Annotated in this window: 16 protein-coding genes, 1 tRNA gene and 1 riboswitch; of the genes, 15 read left to right on the forward strand and 2 right to left on the reverse strand. The window is 40.7% G+C overall.

Annotated elements, in window-relative coordinates:
- Positions 1 to 28 precede the first annotated feature (28 nt).
- Positions 29 to 220, forward strand: a riboswitch (cobalamin riboswitch).
- A gap of 168 nt (positions 221 to 388) precedes the next feature.
- The gene (metE, locus tag FW774_RS01630) at positions 389 to 2713 is read left to right on the forward strand and encodes a 5-methyltetrahydropteroyltriglutamate--homocysteine S-methyltransferase (RefSeq protein WP_149346413.1); all 2325 of its coding nucleotides are present in this window, start codon (positions 389 to 391) and stop codon (positions 2711 to 2713) included.
- Positions 2714 to 2823: 110 nt separating this feature from the next.
- On the opposite strand, the gene FW774_RS01635 is transcribed toward metE, so the two are convergent.
- A complete protein-coding gene (locus tag FW774_RS01635; RefSeq protein WP_149346414.1) occupies positions 2824 to 3849 on the reverse strand; it encodes a LacI family DNA-binding transcriptional regulator in 1026 nt (341 codons plus the stop codon).
- A gap of 229 nt (positions 3850 to 4078) precedes the next feature.
- Here FW774_RS01635 and FW774_RS01640 point away from each other — a divergent pair, with 229 nt between their 5' ends.
- From FW774_RS01640 to recO, 5 genes are all read left to right on the forward strand, one after another.
- Positions 4079 to 5560, forward strand: a complete 1482-nt coding sequence (locus tag FW774_RS01640; protein WP_149346415.1) for a xylulokinase — start codon at positions 4079 to 4081, stop codon at positions 5558 to 5560.
- A 27-nt stretch (positions 5561 to 5587) separates the two neighbouring features.
- Positions 5588 to 6916 (forward strand): xylose isomerase, encoded by a 1329-nt coding sequence (xylA, locus tag FW774_RS01645; RefSeq protein ID WP_149346416.1) that lies wholly within the window; start codon positions 5588 to 5590, stop codon positions 6914 to 6916.
- Positions 6917 to 6979: 63 nt separating this feature from the next.
- A complete protein-coding gene (locus tag FW774_RS01650) occupies positions 6980 to 8656 on the forward strand; it encodes a sodium/sugar symporter (protein WP_149346417.1) in 1677 nt (558 codons plus the stop codon).
- 473 nt (positions 8657 to 9129) lie between these two features.
- Positions 9130 to 9384, forward strand: a complete 255-nt coding sequence (locus FW774_RS01655; protein ID WP_149346418.1) for a signal peptidase — start codon at positions 9130 to 9132, stop codon at positions 9382 to 9384.
- A 41-nt stretch (positions 9385 to 9425) separates the two neighbouring features.
- Complete coding sequence (recO, locus tag FW774_RS01660) at positions 9426 to 10151, forward strand: DNA repair protein RecO (RefSeq protein WP_149346419.1); 726 nt, start codon at positions 9426 to 9428, stop codon at positions 10149 to 10151.
- Here the strand turns inward: recO and FW774_RS01665 are convergent.
- Complete coding sequence (locus FW774_RS01665) at positions 10143 to 10517, reverse strand: PleD family two-component system response regulator (protein ID WP_149346420.1); 375 nt, start codon at positions 10515 to 10517, stop codon at positions 10143 to 10145. The two genes, recO and FW774_RS01665, sit on opposite strands and share 9 nt — an antisense overlap.
- Before the next feature lie 284 nt (positions 10518 to 10801).
- Here FW774_RS01665 and FW774_RS01670 point away from each other — a divergent pair.
- The 9 genes from FW774_RS01670 to FW774_RS01710 all read left to right on the forward strand — a co-directional run bounded on the left by FW774_RS01670 (position 10802) and on the right by FW774_RS01710 (position 20052).
- A tRNA-Val gene (locus FW774_RS01670) sits at positions 10802 to 10876 on the forward strand.
- A 135-nt stretch (positions 10877 to 11011) separates the two neighbouring features.
- Complete coding sequence (locus tag FW774_RS01675; RefSeq protein ID WP_149346421.1) at positions 11012 to 12238, forward strand: site-specific integrase; 1227 nt, start codon at positions 11012 to 11014, stop codon at positions 12236 to 12238.
- Between the two features lie 362 nt (positions 12239 to 12600).
- Positions 12601 to 13377, forward strand: a complete 777-nt coding sequence (locus FW774_RS01680) for a hypothetical protein (RefSeq protein WP_149346422.1) — start codon at positions 12601 to 12603, stop codon at positions 13375 to 13377.
- A 142-nt stretch (positions 13378 to 13519) separates the two neighbouring features.
- Complete coding sequence (locus tag FW774_RS01685; protein ID WP_149346423.1) at positions 13520 to 15391, forward strand: BT4734/BF3469 family protein; 1872 nt, start codon at positions 13520 to 13522, stop codon at positions 15389 to 15391.
- Between the two features lie 220 nt (positions 15392 to 15611).
- Positions 15612 to 15938: a hypothetical protein gene (locus FW774_RS01690; RefSeq protein WP_149346424.1), complete on the forward strand. Its 327-nt coding sequence runs from the start codon at positions 15612 to 15614 to the stop codon at positions 15936 to 15938.
- 82 nt (positions 15939 to 16020) lie between these two features.
- Positions 16021 to 16935 (forward strand): AAA family ATPase, encoded by a 915-nt coding sequence (locus FW774_RS01695; RefSeq protein ID WP_149346425.1) that lies wholly within the window; start codon positions 16021 to 16023, stop codon positions 16933 to 16935.
- The gene (locus FW774_RS01700; RefSeq protein WP_149346426.1) at positions 16907 to 17881 is read left to right on the forward strand and encodes a DUF3871 family protein; all 975 of its coding nucleotides are present in this window, start codon (positions 16907 to 16909) and stop codon (positions 17879 to 17881) included. Before FW774_RS01695 ends, FW774_RS01700 begins: the two co-directional genes overlap by 29 nt.
- A gap of 798 nt (positions 17882 to 18679) precedes the next feature.
- A complete protein-coding gene (locus tag FW774_RS01705; protein ID WP_149346427.1) occupies positions 18680 to 19531 on the forward strand; it encodes a hypothetical protein in 852 nt (283 codons plus the stop codon).
- 89 nt (positions 19532 to 19620) lie between these two features.
- Positions 19621 to 20052, forward strand: coding sequence for a hypothetical protein (locus FW774_RS01710; protein ID WP_149346428.1), 432 nt, complete (start codon positions 19621 to 19623; stop codon positions 20050 to 20052).
- The last annotated feature ends 2 nt before the right edge of the window (positions 20053 to 20054 follow it).

Raw genomic sequence — 20054 nt, forward strand, 5'->3', positions numbered from 1 at the left:
TTTGTGCCGATAAGTTCTTTACTCTATTTCTTCATCAACCGGTAATGGTTTTGCTTAGCTGCAAATTAAAAGGGAATCGTGTGTAAATCGCGAACTGTCCCGCAACTGTAAGTAACCAACAGGTTTTTACCGATCATGTCCACTGTTTGCCCGCCGGCGGATGGGAAGGATGGTAAAAATGTTACAAGTCAGGAGACCTGCCTTTACCGCAATTGACAATGCTTTCGTGGATTGAAGCAAAGGTTATGTTTTGATGTATGCGCCGCAGCTTTGTATGAGCTATTGGTTCGTTGCGCATACGCGTTTCATCACACATTTTCGTCCACGGATTTATTGCGAAGTTTGGAAAGAACTTTTAACAGTTAATCATTTAAACAAGTTAAAAGTAATGCAAACACACAATTTAGGCTATCCGCGGATTGGTAGCCGGAGAGAGCTCAAAAAGATCAGCGAAGAGTACTGGTCGGGGAAAACAGGTTACAAAAATGTATTGCAGGTGGGTAAGAACATCCGCCGCGAAAACTGGCTGCTGCAAAAAAATGCCGGTATTGATGGTATTCCTTCCAATGATTTTTCGTTTTACGACCAGGTTCTGGATATGTCGCTAACGGTTGGTGCCATTCCCGAACGCTATCACCCGGTTATACTGAACAAGGACAATACCGAGCTTGACCTGTATTTTGCCATGGCCCGTGGTTGCCAGAAAGACGGATTGGACATTACAGCCATGGAAATGACCAAATGGTTCGACACGAACTACCATTACATTGTGCCCGAATTTCGTAAAAACCAGCAGTTCAAGCTGTTCTCCACCAAAATTATTGATGAATATTATGAAGCCCGGCAACTGGGCATTACTACCAAACCGGTAATTATCGGGCCGCTTACTTATTTACTGCTGGGCAAGGAAAAGGAAGCTGGATTTCACCGGCTTGAGCTGCTTGATAACCTGCTGCCGGTGTATACAGAGGTTTTGAAACGGCTGGAAGCCTTGCACGTAGAGTGGGTTCAGTTGGATGAGCCTTTCCTGGCGCTGGATCTTTCTGAAAAAGAGAAAGCCGCTTACGCTTCGGTATATAAAAAGCTGCGGCAGCAATTTCCCCGGTTAAAAATTATCCTGGCTACTTATTTTGAGGGCTTACGCGATAATACCTCACTGGCCGCCTCATTACCGGTTAATGTGCTGCATATTGATTTGGTTCGTTCTCCGCAGCAACTGGATGCGGTTCTGGATGCGTTACCGGAAAAGATGAGTTTGTCGCTGGGAATTGTTGATGGACGGAACATCTGGAAAAATGATTTTGACCAATCGCTTACGCTGATTAAAAAAGCCACCGGCAGCATTGGCAGCGAACGTATCTGGATAGCGCCGTCGTGCTCGTTGCTTCACTCGCCCTGCGATTTGGAGCTGGAAACCAACGAAACGATTTTAAAGCCAGAAATCAAGCAATGGATGGCGTTTGCCAAACAGAAGCTGCACGAAGTGTTCCTGCTTAAGCAATTGTCAGGTGATGAACCTGCGGCTTCCTGCCTCAGGGAACTGGAAGCCAACCGGCAGGCGGTTCAAAGCCGTAAAACATCAAAGCTGATACACAACCAGGAAGTAAAGCAGCGTTTAGCTACGCTTACCGATAGCGATGCGGAACGCGAAAGTCCGTTTGCTGTACGCCGGCAACTACAGCATAAAGCGCTGGGCTTACCTTTATTTCCAACAACTACCATCGGTTCGTTTCCGCAAACTCCCGAAGTACGCCGCCGGCGTGCCCAGCTTAAAAAAGGCGAAATAACCTTGCCGGAATACAATCATTTTATTGAGCAGGAAACGCAACAAGCTATCCGCTGGCAGGAAGAAATTGGCCTGGATGTTTTAGTTCACGGCGAATTTGAACGCAACGATATGGTGGAATACTTCGGCGAACAACTCGATGGTTTCACCTTTACCCAAAACGGTTGGGTACAAAGCTATGGCAGTCGTTGTGTAAAACCGCCGGTTATTTATGGCGATGTTTCGCGTACCGATGCCATGACCGTAGCGTGGGCCAGATACGCTCAATCTTTAACATCAAAATGGGTAAAAGGCATGCTCACCGGCCCGGTTACTATTTTGCAATGGTCTTTTGTGCGCAATGATCAGCCTCGTTCTGAAACCTGTAACCAAATTGCCCTGGCTATTCGTGATGAAGTTTGTGACCTGGAGAAAGCCGGTATCCGGATCATCCAGATCGATGAACCAGCCATTCGCGAAGGTTTGCCGTTGCGCCAGGCCGATCGTGAAGCATACCTGAACTGGGCAGTAAAAGCCTTCCGCATTTCGGCAAGCGGTGTGCAGGATGATACGCAGATCCATACACACATGTGCTATTCTGAGTTTAACGATATTATGGAGCACATAGCGGCTATGGATGCCGACGTGATCACCATAGAATGCTCACGCTCGCAAATGGAATTGCTGGATACTTTCGCGGATTTTAAATATCCCAATGAGATTGGCCCGGGAGTGTACGATATCCACTCGCCGCGTGTGCCATCAAAAGAGGAGATGGTTGTTTTGCTCGAAAAGGCATCGGCTGTTATTCCGGCAGAGCAGCTTTGGGTAAACCCGGACTGCGGCTTGAAAACCCGTGGATGGAATGAAACCCAACAAGCCCTGGCTGCTATGGTTGAGGCTGCCCGCGATATGCGGAAAGCAGTAACAACGCAGGTAGTTGGTTAATACAGTTAGTCAGGCTTCCGAAGTATTTCACTCTGGAAGCCTGACTAACTGTTTGAAATTGCACAGAAAAAAGTTCTGCTAAATGAATTAACTCCGACCAGCTTTTCAGGTTAGCTTACATTACGCATGGAAGATTGCCTGGCAATCAGTACGGGGTCGAGAATAACTTTTTTCATGGCCTTTGTGCCCGAAGTTTTTTGCCGCCACTCCAGCAAAATTTTTGCAGCTTCCTCACCCATAGCTATAGTTTGCTGGTCGATGGTAGAAAGCGATGGCGTGATGTAGGCGCTGAAGGCCTCATTGGCAAAGCCAATAACACCAACCTCTTCCGGTATGTTAATATTACGGGCCTTAAGTTCCTGGATAGCGCCCAGGGCAGTAAAATCTTCTACGGCAACAATGGCGTCAGGAGGCTTAGGTAATGCAAGCAATTGCTTTATGCACCGTCTGCCCGATTCAATAGATACATCACCAAAAACAACCAGTTCCTCGCTTACGGGCAAACCATATTGCCTCAATGCTTCATAATGACCGTTCAGGCGCTTTTTAAATATCCCTACATTCTGCCGGGCGGCAATATAAGCTATACGTTTATATCCCTGTTGTATCAGGTGCTCGGTAGCCATAAAACCACCTTTATGGTCGTCTATAAATACCGATGGTACATTTACCTTATCTGTTACACGGTCAAAAAATACCAGTGGTGTACCCTGGTCAATGGCATCCTGGAAATGTGTATAATCTTCTGTTTCAAACGATGCGGAGGCGATAATGCCATCCACCCGCGACTGCAGCAATGTTTTTACCCCTTTCACCTCATGGGCGTACGATTCGCCTGATTGATACAGCAGTACTGTGTATCCGTTTTTATTCATCACTTTTTCAATGCCATGAATAACCGATGCAAAAAAGCTTAATTGTGCATCAGGAACAATAACACCTATAATATGGGTACGTCCCGAACGCAACGATGATGCAATTTTATTCTGACTGTAATTCAGCTCTTTAGCAACGCGTCGTACGTTCTTTTTCATGGCATCGCTGATACCGGGATGCCCGCTTAATGCCCTCGAAACCGTAGAAACCGTTGTATTTAATGCCTGTGCAATATCCTGGATGGTTGTTTTCTTGCTCAATGATTTGCAGATAAAATATTTATACAATTTTTTAATAAAAATTTGACATTAACAAATTTACTTCTACTTTTATGCAAACGTTTGCATTGATTATTGCAAAATACAGTGGTAAGATATGCGTTATACCAATTATAAGCGAGATATAACCTTATGCAATTGTTTCTTAACTTTTGGATTTTTAATAAGGCACTATCCAGTTTTGACTTTTTAATTTTGACTTCTGTCAGGCATGTATTTATTAGGTATTGATATTGGAACATCTTCGGTGAAAGTTGCTGTAGTAGAAGCAGCAACACAGCGCTGTATCATCTCAGCCAGCTATCCCGAACAGGAAGCAGAAATAAAATCAGTAAAAACCGGTTGGGCCGAGCAATCGCCCGAAGATTGGTGGCACAGTGCACAACAGGCCATCATGAAAGTTAATGCATCCCGAAAATCCAATCCTAAGGATATTAAGGCCATCGGCATTGCTTACCAGATGCACGGGCTGGTAGTAATTGATAAAAATGGCAAAGCATTGCGTGATAGCATTATCTGGTGCGACAGCCGGGCGGTAGCTATTGGCAACGAAGCATTTAACGCCATTGGCCAGACCAAAAGCCTGGAACATTTACTGAACTCGCCGGGCAATTTTACCGCATCAAAGCTGGCCTGGGTCAAAGCTAACGAGCCGGAAATATTTGAACAGATTGATAAAATAATGCTGCCGGGCGATTTTATTGCCATGAAGCTGACGGGTGAGATCACTACCAGCATACCGGCATTGTCGGAAGGGATTTTCTGGGATTTTAAAACCAGCAGCCTTTCGGCGGATGTGATGAATTACTACGGGTTAAACCCGGATTTAATTCCTGAGATAAGACCTTTATTTTCAGAGCATGGCCATCTGAAACATGCCGTGGCTGATGCATTGGGATTAACAGCGGGTATTCCCGTATCCTATAAAGCCGGCGACCAGCCTAACAATGCACTTTCGCTCAACGTGCTCAAGCCCGGCGAAGTAGCTGCCACAGCAGGAACTTCGGGAGTAATTTATGGCGTGAGCGACCAGCTAACCTACGATCCGCAATCAAGGGTGAATACCTTTGCCCATGTTAATTACACCGGTGATAAACCTTATACTGGCGTACTGCTGTGTATTAACGGCACAGGCAGCATGAATCGCTGGGCAAAAAACGTATTCAACCCTGCTTTGTCCTATCATGAGATGAATACGCTGGCGCAACAAGCGCCCGAAGGAAGCGCCGGATTACGTGTGCTTCCTTTTGGCAACGGTGCAGAACGGATGCTTAACAATCGCTTTACCGGGGCAGTACTGGCCGGCATCGACCTGAATATTCATACACAAGCGCACATTTTCAGGGCAACGCAGGAAGGCATTGCCTTTGCTTTCAGGTATGGGCTGGACATTATGCGTGAAAACGGCATGTTGCCTTCCCTGATCCGTGCCGGCCGGGCCAATATGTTCCTTAGCGATCTGTTTGCCCGCATTTTTGTGGATGTAACCGGAGTGCCGCTTGAACTGTATGAGAATGACGGCAGCGTAGGCGCCGCCCTGGGAGCAGGCATCGGTGCGGGTATCTTTAGCACACCCGAAGACGCTTTTAAAGATCAGCAGCTGATGCAATCCATTGAGCCCAACAAAGACAGCACATATCCATCTGTTTACCAGCACTGGAAAAGCATCCTTTTAAAAACATTAGAAAACTAAATTAATCATCATTATAACATAAAAATCATGTCAGTAGTAACAGGAGAGAAAGAATTTTTTAAGGGCATTGACCAGATAACATACGAAGGCCGGGACAGCGATAATCCATTAGCATTCAGATGGTATAATGCCAAACAGGTAGTTGCCGGGAAAACCATGGAAGAACATTTCAGGTTTGCCTGTGCTTATTGGCACTCATTCTGCGGCAGTGGTGCCGACCCGTTCGGTGAGCCTACCCATATTTTCCCGTGGGATGCTAAATCAGACCCAGTTGAGCGAGCGAAAGATAAAATGGATGCCGCCTTTGAATTCATCACCAAAATGGGTATGCCTTACTATTGTTTCCACGATGTAGACCTGGTAGATTATGGTAACGATATTACCGAAAATGAATGCAGATTGCAGGCACTGGTAGAATATGCCAAACAGAAACAGGCTGCAAGCGGTGTAAAGTTGCTTTGGGGAACGGCTAATCTATTTTCAAACCGGCGGTACATGAACGGGGCTGCAACCAATCCGGATTTCCATGTACTAAGTCACGCCGCAGCGCAGGTAAAGGCCGCTTTAGACGCTACTATAGCGCTTGGCGGAGAGAACTATGTATTCTGGGGAGGTCGTGAGGGATATATGAGCCTGCTGAACACCAACATGAAGCGTGAGCAGGAGCATTTAGCACAGTTTCTGCATACCGCTAAAAATTATGCCCGTAAACAGGGCTTCAAAGGAACATTTTTTATTGAGCCTAAACCCTGCGAGCCTACTAAACATCAGTATGATTATGATGCCGCTACTGTTATTGGATTTTTAAGAAAATATGACCTGTTGAATGATTTCAAGCTCAACCTGGAAGTAAATCATGCTACGCTGGCCGGGCACACTTTTCAGCATGAGCTGCAGGTAGCTGCCGATGCAGGCCTGCTTGGGTCTATTGATGCCAACCGCGGCGATTACCAGAACGGCTGGGACACCGACCAGTTCCCCAACGACATTAACGAAGTTACCGAGGCCATGCTTATTATTTTACAGGCAGGCGGTCTGCAAGGCGGAGGCGTAAATTTCGATGCCAAAATACGGCGTAACTCCACCGATGCCGAAGATCTGTTTTATGCTCATATTGGTGGTATGGATACTTTTGCCCGAGCACTGATCGCAGCTGATGCCATTTTGCAGCGTTCAGATTATACCAAGATCCGTCAAGAACGCTATGCCTCATTTGATACCGCCGAAGGTAAAGCGTTTGAAGAAGGCAGATCAACTTTGGAAGACCTGCGGACCTACGCCATGGCTCACGGAGAACCTGCTGTGCGAAGCGGTAAACAGGAATTATTAGAAAATATTATCAACCGGTTTATTTAATTCGGATAATTAATTACTTTTAGCCCCGTTAAAAGCCAATAGTACGTAACCTAAATCTGTAAAATGAATACACAAACGCTTGGATTAAAGGATTATATCGTTTTTCTGATCTACTTTGTCATTGTTGCATCGTATGGTCTGTGGATTTACCGGAAAAAGAAATCTGCTCACAGCGACTCAAAAGATTACTTTCTGGCCGAAGGTTCGCTGACCTGGTGGGCTATCGGGGCATCGCTCATTGCATCTAACATCTCTGCCGAGCAGTTTATCGGTATGAGCGGCTCAGGCTTTAAAATGGGTCTGGCTATAGCCACTTATGAGTGGATGGCAGCTGCTACGTTGATCATCGTAGCCGTGTTTTTTATCCCGGTATATCTTAAAAACAAGATATTTACCATGCCGCAGTTCCTTAATCACCGGTACAATGGTACGGTGGCCATGATCATGGCGGTATTCTGGTTGTTGCTCTACGTGGTAGTAAATCTTACTTCCATCCTGTACCTGGGCGCATTGGCCGTAAGCAGCATATCAGGCTTTGATCTGGGGCTGTGTATGTATGCCATAGCTATTTTCGCTATTATTATTACCCTTGGCGGGATGAAAGTAATTGGTTATACCGACGTAATACAGGTTTTCTTTTTGATACTGGGCGGATTAGCTACTACTTATCTTGCCCTGAGCCTGGTTTCGGATCATTATGGCACTACTGGCATCCTGAAAGGATACGGGCTAATGACCCAAAAGGCGTCCGAGCATTTCCACATGATCTTTAAACCCGAGAACCCGAATTACATCGATTTACCGGGACTTTCTGTGCTGATTGGCGGTATGTGGATAGTGAACCTGAACTACTGGGGTTGTAACCAGTACATTACCCAGCGTGCATTAGGGGCCGATTTAAAAACTGCCCGTGGCGGGATATTATTTGCTGCCTTTTTGAAGCTGCTGATGCCGATCATTGTTGTGTTACCTGGTATTGCAGCTTATGTGCTATATAAGGACGGGGCTTTCCAGACAGAAATGCTTCAGGGCGGCGAAGTAAACCCCGACCGTGCTTACCCCGTGTTATTGAACCTTCTGCCTGCGGGCTTAAAAGGATTATCGTTTGCTGCATTAACAGCTGCCGTAGTAGCTTCGTTAGCGGGTAAGGCAAATAGTATTGCTACCATCTTTACACTGGACATTTATAAGAAGGTAATTAATCCGGGCTCCAATGAAAAAAATCTCGTGGTGGTAGGTAAAGCTACGGTAATTATTGCCATGATCATAGGTGTAATTATAGCCCCGCATTTAGGCATTGATAAAAAAGGCGGATTCCAGTACATCCAGGAATATACCGGCTTCGTATCCCCTGGTATTTTCGCCATGTTTATTTTAGGCTTCTTCTGGAAGAGAACAACCTCTAACGCGGCACTTTTTGCTACCATTGGCGGATTTTTACTATCTGTTATCCTGAAGTTCCTGCCGATGTGGACAGACCTTTCATTCCTGGCATCTTCCGGATTTTCTATACCTAATGCCGCAGGTGTGTATGAAATACCATTTATTGACCGGATGGGCTTTGTTTTCATTATCTGCGTAATTGGTATGTATATTATCAGTATGATAGAAAACAGCAAAGGGGCCCGCGATCATGCACTTGAGGTTGACGCCAAAATGTTTAAAACAACGCCCGGCTTTGCCATTGGCTCGTTAATTATTGTGGCTTTACTTACTGCGTTATATACTATCTATTGGTAGGATATTAAACTCCAATGAATAAAAAGCGGCTGCATGTATTGTTCATGCAGCCGCTTTTTTATAATATGTTATGTCCATTGGCATAATAATCTGTCCGCGATAATCTTGTAAACATGAGAACTTTTTGGTCAGCCCCGTTAACTTTGACAACTTTCTAAAAGTTGTCAAAGTCTCAGAGTAGCACTGCCTTAACCAAGCTAAACCTGATTGCAGTGGATACCGGCCCTTGTGGCTAATGCTGTGCGAGAGGGGATAAGCGGGCGAGTGTGCCGTATGAACGGAAAGCAGGGCTACCGGAACCGAAGCGATAGGGTATTGCTTTTCTGCTAAGAAAACATTGTAGCCGGGGATTAGTTTATAGTATAAGGTTGGCTGAAGGTTAAAGGTAGAAGGTGTGAGTATTCGGGATTAATTTAAGCTGGTTTGTTATTAATCTGACGCTAAAAGGTTGTACTTTTACAGTAGCAATTATCATGATAAACAAGTATACTAAACGGGGTATCCTGCTGATTATTTCGGGGATTTTGCTGTATTACGTTGGTGTTTATATCCGTAATAACGAGCTGGGTTTGTATGGCTGGGCCATGATCATCGGGGTTTTGCTGGTTGGCGTGGGCCTGTTGTATGTGTTTTACCGTATCCTGCGTCGTTTTGAGCGCCGGGCCATCCTGGAGGAACGGGCTGAGGAGCAGGAGCCTGCCGGAGAATCGGCAGAACAACAATCCTAAGTTGCCTGTTAATTGCCTAAATTGCGCCTGATTTACGGCTCATGTTGCACAAAACCCGCGGTATTGTTTTTAAAACCATTCCTTACGCTGAAAGCAGCGTGATTGCGCATATTTATACGGAAAAGTTCGGCATGCAGGCTTACCTGATCAATGGGGTGAAGAAGCCTAAGGCTAAGATTAGCGGTAACATGCTGCAGGCGCTTCATTTGCTGGATATGGTGGTTTACCATAAGCCTCATGGTAATTTGCAGCGGATAGCGGAGCTGAAGAATGCGCCCGTGCTGCAACATATTCCGTACCATATTGTGAAAAGCGCTATCGCGTTGTTTTTGAACGAGGTGCTGTATAAGGCGGTGAAGCATCCTGCGCCGGACGAGCCTTTGTTTGAATATTTATTCCGCTCGGTTGAGCTGCTGGATACGATGACTGCCGGGCTGGGGAATTTTCACCTGTATTTTTTGATCCGGCTAACGCGATACCTGGGCTTTTACCCGGACACCGGACTGGCGGCTTCGGCCCCGTTCTTTGATCTTAAAAATGGCATTTATACGGCAATACTGCCCAATCATAGCTGGATATTACAGCGGCCGCACACGGAATACCTGAACCAGCTGCTGCAATGCTCGGCCGAAACCCTGGAAAGGGTACATATTCCTTTGGCAGAGAAGCGCTTCCTGCTTAGCCGGCTGCTGGATTATTACCGCCTGCACATTGATGATCTGGGCGAAATTAAATCGCACCGCATCCTGGAGGAGTTGCTAAGCTGATTTTGCCCCGGAAACAACGGTGCTGATGACTTCTTCTAAATCGGTAATGTTAAAGGGCTTGGATAAGAAGGTATCGGCGCCGGCCTGCCTGGCCAGGGTATGAATGTCGTTATTGGCCGAAAAGTAAATGATGGGGATATGTTTGAGGTCGGCCTCGTTTTTGAGCGACTGTGTGGCTACAATACCGCCGGTATCGGGTATCCAGTTGTCCATTAAAATTGCCTGGGGCGCAATCTGGCGCACACGCTCTACAATGTTATTACAGTTAGTAGAGGTAAAAACTTCCCAGCCTTGCTCTTCGAGTATATAAGTGCATATCGCCAGAATGTCGGTATCGTCGTCTAATATAAGTATACGGTTAGCCATTGTCTGAATGAGTTATGTCACAGCGTTATTCGGAAATAATAATTTAATAATTCAAGGTTATGCATCATTGCGCCCGAGCATTTAATTGTTTACCGTAAATTGCCGAAGGCGAATTTTCCCCTAAAGAACTTATTATTTTCGAATGCAACAACTTACGGGTAACAATTGTTTCAATTTGTTGTGATATTTTATTTTTATTACCGATGTCCGGATGCTGAAATAATTTTTAAATTTATTTTGCACACTCAAAAACAAGATTCTATATTTGCAGTCCCAAACGGGAAGGGAGCATAGCTCAGCTGGTTCAGAGCATCTGCCTTACAAGCAGAGGGTCACAGGTTCGAATCCTGTTGCTCCCACTACAAAAAGCCTTCAGATTGATCTCTGAGGGCTTTTTTGTTGGGAAGCCTCTGACCAGCTAGCTATAAATATCCTTTGATTTACTGAAATGTTTGTGCATAGTTTGTGCCGCAAGTAGCCATAATTTAAAACCTATGGTCTATTTAAAGCTAATTCTAGATGAAAGAAAATTCAAACAAAATGATATATATTCTATTGTTGTAAGAATTGTTTACAACAGAAAGGTAACAACCCTAACTACAGGAGTTAGGATAGAAAGAAAGTATTGGGACTATGCAAGTGGCCAGATTATAAATACCCATCCCAATTATATGCTACTCAATACTAAACTCTCTGAGTTCTATTTAAAAGTTCAGAAAGCTGTTTTAAGTCTGGAAAACATAGGATCATTTTCTATAGAAGAACTTAGACAAGAACTAAGTAATAATAAGCCAACCAATAAAATTACTAGCTCAACAACTTTTAATGAGTTTTCTCAAAAGCTTATACAAGACCTGATTGCTATTAACAAATCTGGTAATGCTATTATCTATCGTACAGCCAGTAACCGTTTAATTGCCTATGCAGATAACCAGAAACTCAAGTTCAGAGATATAGATTATAACTTGTTAGAAGGCTTTAAAAATACTTTATTACAGGATGGCGTTAAACCCAATAGCGTACACAACTACTTCAGGACTATCCGGGCTATATATAATAAAGCTATTAAAGCTAAGCTGATAGACCGTTCCTATTATCCTTTTCATGATGTTAAAGTCAAATTGGAAAGGACTGCTAAACGTGCTGTACCTGTAGATTGTATCAAGAAGCTATACAAGTTAGAGCTTAAACCTGATTCCAGGCAATGGCATGCAAGGAACTACTTTATATTGAGCTTCTCACTAATAGGTATGTCCTTCACGGATATGGCTTACTTAATCCCTAAAAGCATAGTAAGGGGCAGGCTAATCTACAACCGCAGAAAGACCCATAAAACTTATGATATCAAGTTAACTACTGTAGCTATCCAGATATTGAAATTGTATGAGGGCAGGAATACCAAATATCTGTTACCGATACTTCCACCATCTGTAGTAGAAGATTCTATGGAAGCTAAGAAGATTATATCCCAATGGATTAAAACTACTAATAAATGGCTGAGGAAGTTAGCAGAAAGTCATAAACTGGAGGAAGACTTAACAACGTATGTTACCCGTCATAGTTGGGCCACCTCTGCAAAACGTTTAGGATATTCCATTGAGTTAATAGCTGAAGCGATGGGACATGAGCATGGTAACCGGATAACTAATATCTACTTGGATACCTTTGACCAAGAGGTTATTGATGAAGTGAATGAGCGGGTGGTGAATACAATAGTATAATTATTTAGATTTGAATAGGGGATATTAATATTTGATTAATGTTCCCTATTTACAAAGAGTTAAATTGTAATATTGTTCATTACAATACTTTAACCTACCTTTAGGTTTAGTCAGTAGTATGAGTTTCTGCTGGCTAAACTTAAAACACGGTAGGTTTTTATATGAATAGCGACTCAATTCCTTAATGAGATACGGCTACCCTAAAGAATCTGATTGAATATGAATAAACGGCTGTATAAACAGGAATTTTGTTCATCCTAGAAGAGAATTAAAAGATAAGTTCGATAAGCCGAAGGGTGATTTGTACTTTATAGTACAACCGAGATATTGAGAAAAGTTTTGTAATTAACAAATATTGATTAATGAAAATTTCAGATTCTCTGATTAGAATTAACAGAATCTTAACTAGCCTCAATGATGGGGATGAAGTAAGTGACTTAAAATATGAGTATGCTAATATCTTAGATAATCCAAATGGGCTCTATGATGGTGAAGTTGTAAGCTGTATTTGGAATAGCGAAAGTTGTTGTTGGAATCTGGAAATTGTTAAAAATGGTTATGATTTTATTTCAATAACTGAAACTTTCTCTTCCTATGTTAGCAGAATAGTTAAATGCCATCTAAATAGTATAACCAGTTTGTTGATAATATTTCACCTCAATTATGAACCACAGAAATTCAAAAATTTGATAAGAGGTATAATCACAGAAATGAATTTTCTTGTTTTACAATGTGGTGAATTGCCGGAACTCAAGGCGGAATTTTCAAAATTTATAGTATATATTAAAGAAAAGTATAATAAAACAGGAGAAAGTTCTCCAATGAAGCCTATCTCTACCAAAATCAAATTATTACGTTCAATTAACCTTTTTACAACATTCCTTTTGGATTATTCTGATAGTAAAAATACTTTAGGAAAACCTGTATTCGAAAGAGATATACCAGCTTTTAAAGAGTTAGTCATAAATAATTTCATAGATAAAGACGATCGTTCCATTTCTAAAGAAACAATAAACACTTATTTTGACACCAACAAGCAAGATGAGAAGCGTGCTAAGAAAAAACCTATTGAACTCCCCGATACTTATAATGAATTAGATGATACAGAGGTTGAAGAAACCGAAGAATCAAATTCTTAATTCCTTCACAAAAAGTCAGCTGACCATTTTTTGACTGACTGACCTTATTTTTTTAGGCACTTTTGCATTATCGTATCAAAAAAGCCGGTTTGGTACGTGCGTGCAATAGTGCACAAAAGTAACCGGCAGGAGGAAATAGAATTTGGTAAAAATTCAAAACCCCATAGTAAATATTACAGTCTCCATGTTCAGGAACTGTATAAGTAACGGGCCTCGTCAAGCTAAATTAGAAACATTGCTTGAGGCAATTAAGAACGGTAGATATGCCGCAAAAATTAATGAAATAAGAATGGCAAATGATAAAGCCATAAAAAACAAGTTAAAAACAAATGGGTTACCCGCCTTTACCCCAAGTGGAGTATTTAACGGTGGCCGGACAATTAAAAATCTGGTTAATTATAACCCATTAGTTGTATTGGATTTTGATAATATCCCTTTAGAAAGGTATCAGGAGATATTTTATAAAATTACAGCATCACCATATACCTTAAGTGCTTTTAAAAGCCCAAAAGGAAACGGAATTAAGGTTTTGATATTAACATCCAATAATGATGCAGAGAACCATAGCATGGTGTTTTACCAGGTGGTTGATTATTACCAGGAACTGGTAAAATTTGATGTAGACCAATCAGGGAAAGATGTATCCAGATTATGTATTGTTTCTTATGATGAGCATACCTATATCAGTGATAACCCTGAAGTATTTAAAGTTAGGCCGATAGAAGAGCAGAAAGGAGAATTAGAAGTGGATAACTTAAATGTAGATTTCAATAGTGGCTATGCAATGGCATTGTCATGGACAAAAAAGAGAGAACAATTTGAAGAAGGGAGCAGGAATAATTTTATTTATTATCTGGCCTGCTGTTGTAATAGAATAGGATTAAAGCAAGATAAAGTGAGAGAGAAAATAATAATGGAATACGGAAAAAGTGAGGATTTAATAAATGAATTTACTAAATCAGTAGACAGTGCATATGAACACCACAGAGAAGAGTTTGGTAAATTTAGGCACATAGAAGAAACAGATATAATAGAAGAAGCTGTTGCGGAAGTTGCGCAACAACCAAATGCAACAGTCAATGGAAAGGTATTGAGGGGAAGCTTAAAAACCTTTAGAGAACTGGCTGATGAGGGCAAGAACCTAAAACCTTTAAAAAAGATTTTTGGGAATTATATTCTGGAAAAAAACACAGTCCTGTTCCCATCAGAACGTGGAGTTGGTAAATCACTTTTAGCTATGCAGTTAGCATTAGTAGTTGCAAATGGGGATACAGAGTTTCTTGGGGAACCGATAGAACTTCATGGAAACGTATTATATGTCAATCTTGAGTTAGGAGAATCTGTATTAGCTAGGAGAATGGCTACATTGACAAAAAATATAGAAAGCAAATCCACCACTTTTAATGCCCTCGCACTTACTTCAAGAGAGGGGCTTAAAGCGATTATAGATGATATAAAAAAGGAATGTGAAGCCTATAGCCCTGTTTTAATCATTATTGATAATCTTAGAACAGCTTTTTCCGGTGCGGATAATGAGAAGAATAAAGAAATGACTTCTGCTATTTCAATGATTAATAAATTAAAAGATGAAGTTGGAGCAGCCTTCCTCATTGTCCATCATACTAAAAAAGGAACGCATAATCAATTAACCAATAGCGATATGCAATCAGGAGCAGGAGCGTTAACAGATTTGGTAGATGCTGATTTCTTTTTGAGAAGAAGCAATAAAGGTCGTAACCTTAGAATATTGAAAAGAATAAAATCCCGTGAATGCGAAGAGCAGGATGGCGCTAAATTAATAACCCTGAACCCTGAAACGTTATGGTTTGAGCATCTTGAAGATAATGTGGATGAGCGTTCCCATGTATTATATGCCCCTTCAAAAGAGGATTCAGAAGAAATAAATAAGAGAATACTTGAAATGCATAAACAAGGAATATCTAATGCTGAAATAAGTCGTCAGATTGGAATAGACCGTTCAAATGTAGGAAGGAGGTTAAAGCAACTGTCATAAATTGTTGCGTTGCAATTTAACCGCAACAAATAGCAACACTGCAACATCAGAGGTCGGTAGAAATACCGGCCTTTGTTATTTTAAATTTTTTTCCAATTTTTTCAGCGCAATTATTCTCGCAACCCTCCCCATAAACAACTCCCCTACCTGATTTTGGAATTGCCGGATACCCGGTAAACTCCAGGAGTTATAAATCAAATTTTTCAAAAAACACATTATTATGGTAACAATTACAGGTTATGAAAAAAGACAGGGAGAGCAGCAAGAGTTCTTCCTGTTGCAATTACAGGGAGATATTGAAATAGTCTATTCCCAAACTACAGGACAACCCTATGCCACTGTCAGAAAAACCCTGATGTCAACAACATTTAATGAAGCAACATGTCAGGCGTTAATAGGAAAGCAATTGCCCGGAAATATTACTAAAGTAAGTACAGAACCCTATGAATACACCATTCCGGAGACAGGTGAAGTCAAAACACTGGATTACAGGTATCAATATGCTCCAGAAGAAACCCAGACAGTAGAAGAAGCAGTATTTGCTTAGTCTATAATACCCACACTTTATTCATGATAAGGGATTACAACAGTAGTCCCTTTTTTATTTCATCACCATTTATAACAAGAATATGCAGATTAGAAAAGCAGAAAGAAAGTATGCCAAAATTAAAATGGCAGTACAAGGAGCAGCAGGCTCCGGTAAAACCTATAGCTCACTATTAATAGCCTATGGACTATGTGCAGACTGGACAAAGATTGTCATTATAGATACCGAAAATAACAGCGCAGATTTATATGCCGATTTAGGTAACTATAATGTATTACCCATACAAGAACCCTTCACACCAGAAAAGTACATCCAGGCCATAACCCTATGTGTACAATCCGATATGGCAGTTATCATCATCGATAGTTTAAGCCATGCATGGGAATACCTTTTAGACCAACATGCAAATATGGCCGGGAACAGCTTTACCAATTGGGCAAAAATTACACCACGACAGAACGCATTAGTAAATGCCATCCTGCAAAGTAACACCCATATCATAGCCACCATGCGGGTAAAGCAAGATTATGTATTAAACCAGAAAGATGGCAAATACATACCAGAGAAAGTAGGCTTAAGAGCCATACAACGAGATGGGTTAGATTATGAATTCACCATTGTACTGGATATAGATATCAAACATTATGCAACAGCATCCAAAGACAGGACAGGCTTATTTATGGATAAACCAGCATCAAAAATATCCAGTGAAACCGGGGAACATATCCTCAACTGGTGTATCTCCTCCTTTAGAAGAGAAGATAGCCCCGAACCTATCCTTCCAGACAATACCATAGATACCATTAAACAAGCCATTAATCAGGCAACAACTATAGAAGAACTCAGGAAGATATTTAATGACAATCCCCAATACCAGCAATCACTTGCCGAAGAATTCTCAAAAAAGAAAACGGCCTTAACCACCATCAATCAGTTAACCCAATCATTAAACACCAAATTCAATCCCAATGGAAGCATTACCATTAACCGTACCTGATACAGCCATGAATGTATCATCAGAAAAAGCCTTTATACAAGCCAATACCAGCCCCATTACCTTACAGGAAATCAGACAAAAACATATCATCCCCGTTTTTGTAAAAGATAATGAACCGGTTATTAGCCATGCAGACTTCATAGAAACAACAATAGATGTGGTACAACACCTGTTCCAGCATGAAACCATATTATCCCCCGCAATACGCATCAGCCATCCCATAAAAGGAAGAATACCCGAAGCAAAAGAAAAACCAGCCAGTCAGTTACTGGAATCAGAAAAGACCGTGTATTATGAACGTATGGCCTTTATTGTAGAAATACCAAGCATAAGCGATGATATATCAGGCAACAAGCTGTCACTAACAATAGGAGGCGTAAAATCCCATCACCAGGATAACCTGTCCGGTAAAAAAGGTTCAGATGAACACTTCAAGCTATTTATAGGATTCCAGAATAAAGTATGTACCAATCTATGCATCTGGTCAGACGGATTTATAGCCGATTTAAAAGTAAAAACCAGCCACCAGTTAATGGATGGTATCATACACCTGCTGGTCAGTTATAATGCAAAACAACATATAGATAACATGCGCCAGTTAAGCAATTACTACCTGTCAGAATATGAATTTGCCCAGTTAGTAGGCCGGTGCAGAATGTACCATTATCTACCCAATGAATTTAAAAAGAAGCTGCCGGTATTCCAATTTGGAGACACCCAATTAGGTATCTTAACCAGAGATTACTATAAAGATGAAGCATTTCGTCAATATGAAGATGGAAGTATAGACCTGTGGCGGTTATATAACCTGCTTACAGGAGTAAATAAATCCAGCTATATCGATACCTTTCTGGATAGAGGAGCAAATGCCTTCGACTTCACCAATAAGTTATACCAGGCTGTAAGTAACAAAGAATACAATTGGTTTCTACATGGCAGAAAGTAATGATGGATGCGCCCCAATTCTATCAATACCTGAACTATAAAAGCATATTAATAGTTACCCAAAAGAATAAGCTGGAACGCTTATATTGTCCATTCAGGGTATGTAAAAAATCCCCTACCGGAAGAACAATAATCTATATAGTAGAGCAAGTTAAAGCCGGGGAACATAACCATATTTATTATAAAATAAACGGCAGATATGAAGCCTATTCCGGTTACCAGATATTATGTAATAGCTGATTTAGCAAGATATTCAATCTCGCTGCAATTATTGATTATTTTAAATAATACTATCGGCAGGACATTACTATTAATATAGCTAATATAGTTAACACAGCTAAAGAGGTTATGCTGGATTTTCTTTAAAAGTATTCTTATGAGACGGTTTCCTCTATAATAAAAACCCCTGAAAAGAACACCAAATGCAACTTATCATTATCACTTAGTTAAACCAGATAGCTAAAATGAAAATACCAAGTGAGAAGTTAAGACATATTTTATAAATTAGCCTTACCATTAAAGCGGAGGTAAACAACCAGAAAAGTAGATTGTAAACAATTTATTTATAAAAATATAAGCGTTAGCTATCAGTTCTTGCATCTCAGGAATCCTAGGAAAATTTCAGAAACATTGCAACAAGAACAGGTACGACAACGCCTACGTAAAAGCGTAGGTGCTTGTCTATCTGTTGCAATAGGTCTCTCCTAGGAACCTCTGAGTGCAGATAAGATGAGTTCCCTACGCTTTCTCATTTATTAACCCACCGTGTTCGGAACTGCCCGGTATAAATTAATTTTTTATGAAAAAATATGTATTGGTATTATGCGCAGTAACAACACTATTGTCCTGTTCAAAGAGCAAAAAGAGGGACGACTCACCAACGTCACAGTCTTCATTATTATCTAAGATTATTGAGGTCGAATCCACCGGAAAAGAGCTAATCAAAACAGAATTTAATTATTCTGAGAACAACCAGCTTAAAGAAATGATAGAGCATCATTATGATGAAGGTATTGAGGGAAACCGATATGTTTTTAATTACAATAACGATGTGATTCAATCAATAGATGCCTATTCTTTAGGTACTGGCAGGCATTATGCAACTATTAACCAGTTTAAATTTAATAATAATCACCCTACTCATTTTGTGTATAATTTTTTAGGGTTCAGTGATGCCGATCAATATGCACAATACTATATGATTAATGATTTAAGTTATGCTAATAACAGGTTAACTACTATAGTAGCAAAGAGTTATGAAACTTATAGTAATGAATTAAATCAGACTGAAATATCAACATATAACTATGATAATAATGGGAAATTAATCAATATACACAAAGCGACAGAATTTCCTTTATCTGGAGTATCCAGAGATACAATCACATTTAAATCCTATGATGGTAAGAAGAGTATATTAAGTCCATTTCCAGAGTGGTTTATGGTGACTATGTATTCACCTCCAACAGAATTAACGTCAAGTCCATTTGGCAATATATTGGAAGAAGAAGAAAACGGCGATGGATATTATTACAAATATCAATATGAATATGGATATAATGAACAAGGTTACCCAATAACAAGCACTTCGGTGTTGTATACTAACAACCAGTTGAATCTATCGATTTCATATAGATATGAGTATAAATAATTCAAATGCCTTGAAAAATCATTAGATGATGGAGGGGGATAGTGACAAATATTAGCCATATCTACCCTCTCTTTTAAATAAAAGTTGTTATGAAAAAATATATTCTAGAAGTAAATCTCTTGCTCATTATCATAGTTGCGAGCTTAAATGCCTATTCTCAAGCAGGACTAAATAAATCAAAGGAGGATTTGTTAAACTTTATTAAAAGACCAGCCTACGCAGATTTATACCCAGAAGTCACAATTGCAGATACGTCTATTGTAACATTCTCAAGTGATTTTAAAAAGGCAGAACACTATCATTTAAATGCCTATAAGAGATGCGTTATGGAGGTTATGTCAGAAAAAATTGAATATAATAACTATGAATCGATAATGTCATTTTTTGTAAGATATCTAAAGGCGTGCAATTATGAACCTAGTCTAGAAATTGATAATAAATATGTGAATAGCTCTAAAAGAATAATTGCTTACATAGAAAAGAATGACGAATGGTTAAACATTGTGTTTAAAAAGTATTAGAT

Source organism: Pedobacter sp. BS3 (assembly GCF_008274585.1).
Lineage (GTDB): Bacteria > Bacteroidota > Bacteroidia > Sphingobacteriales > Sphingobacteriaceae > Hufsiella_A.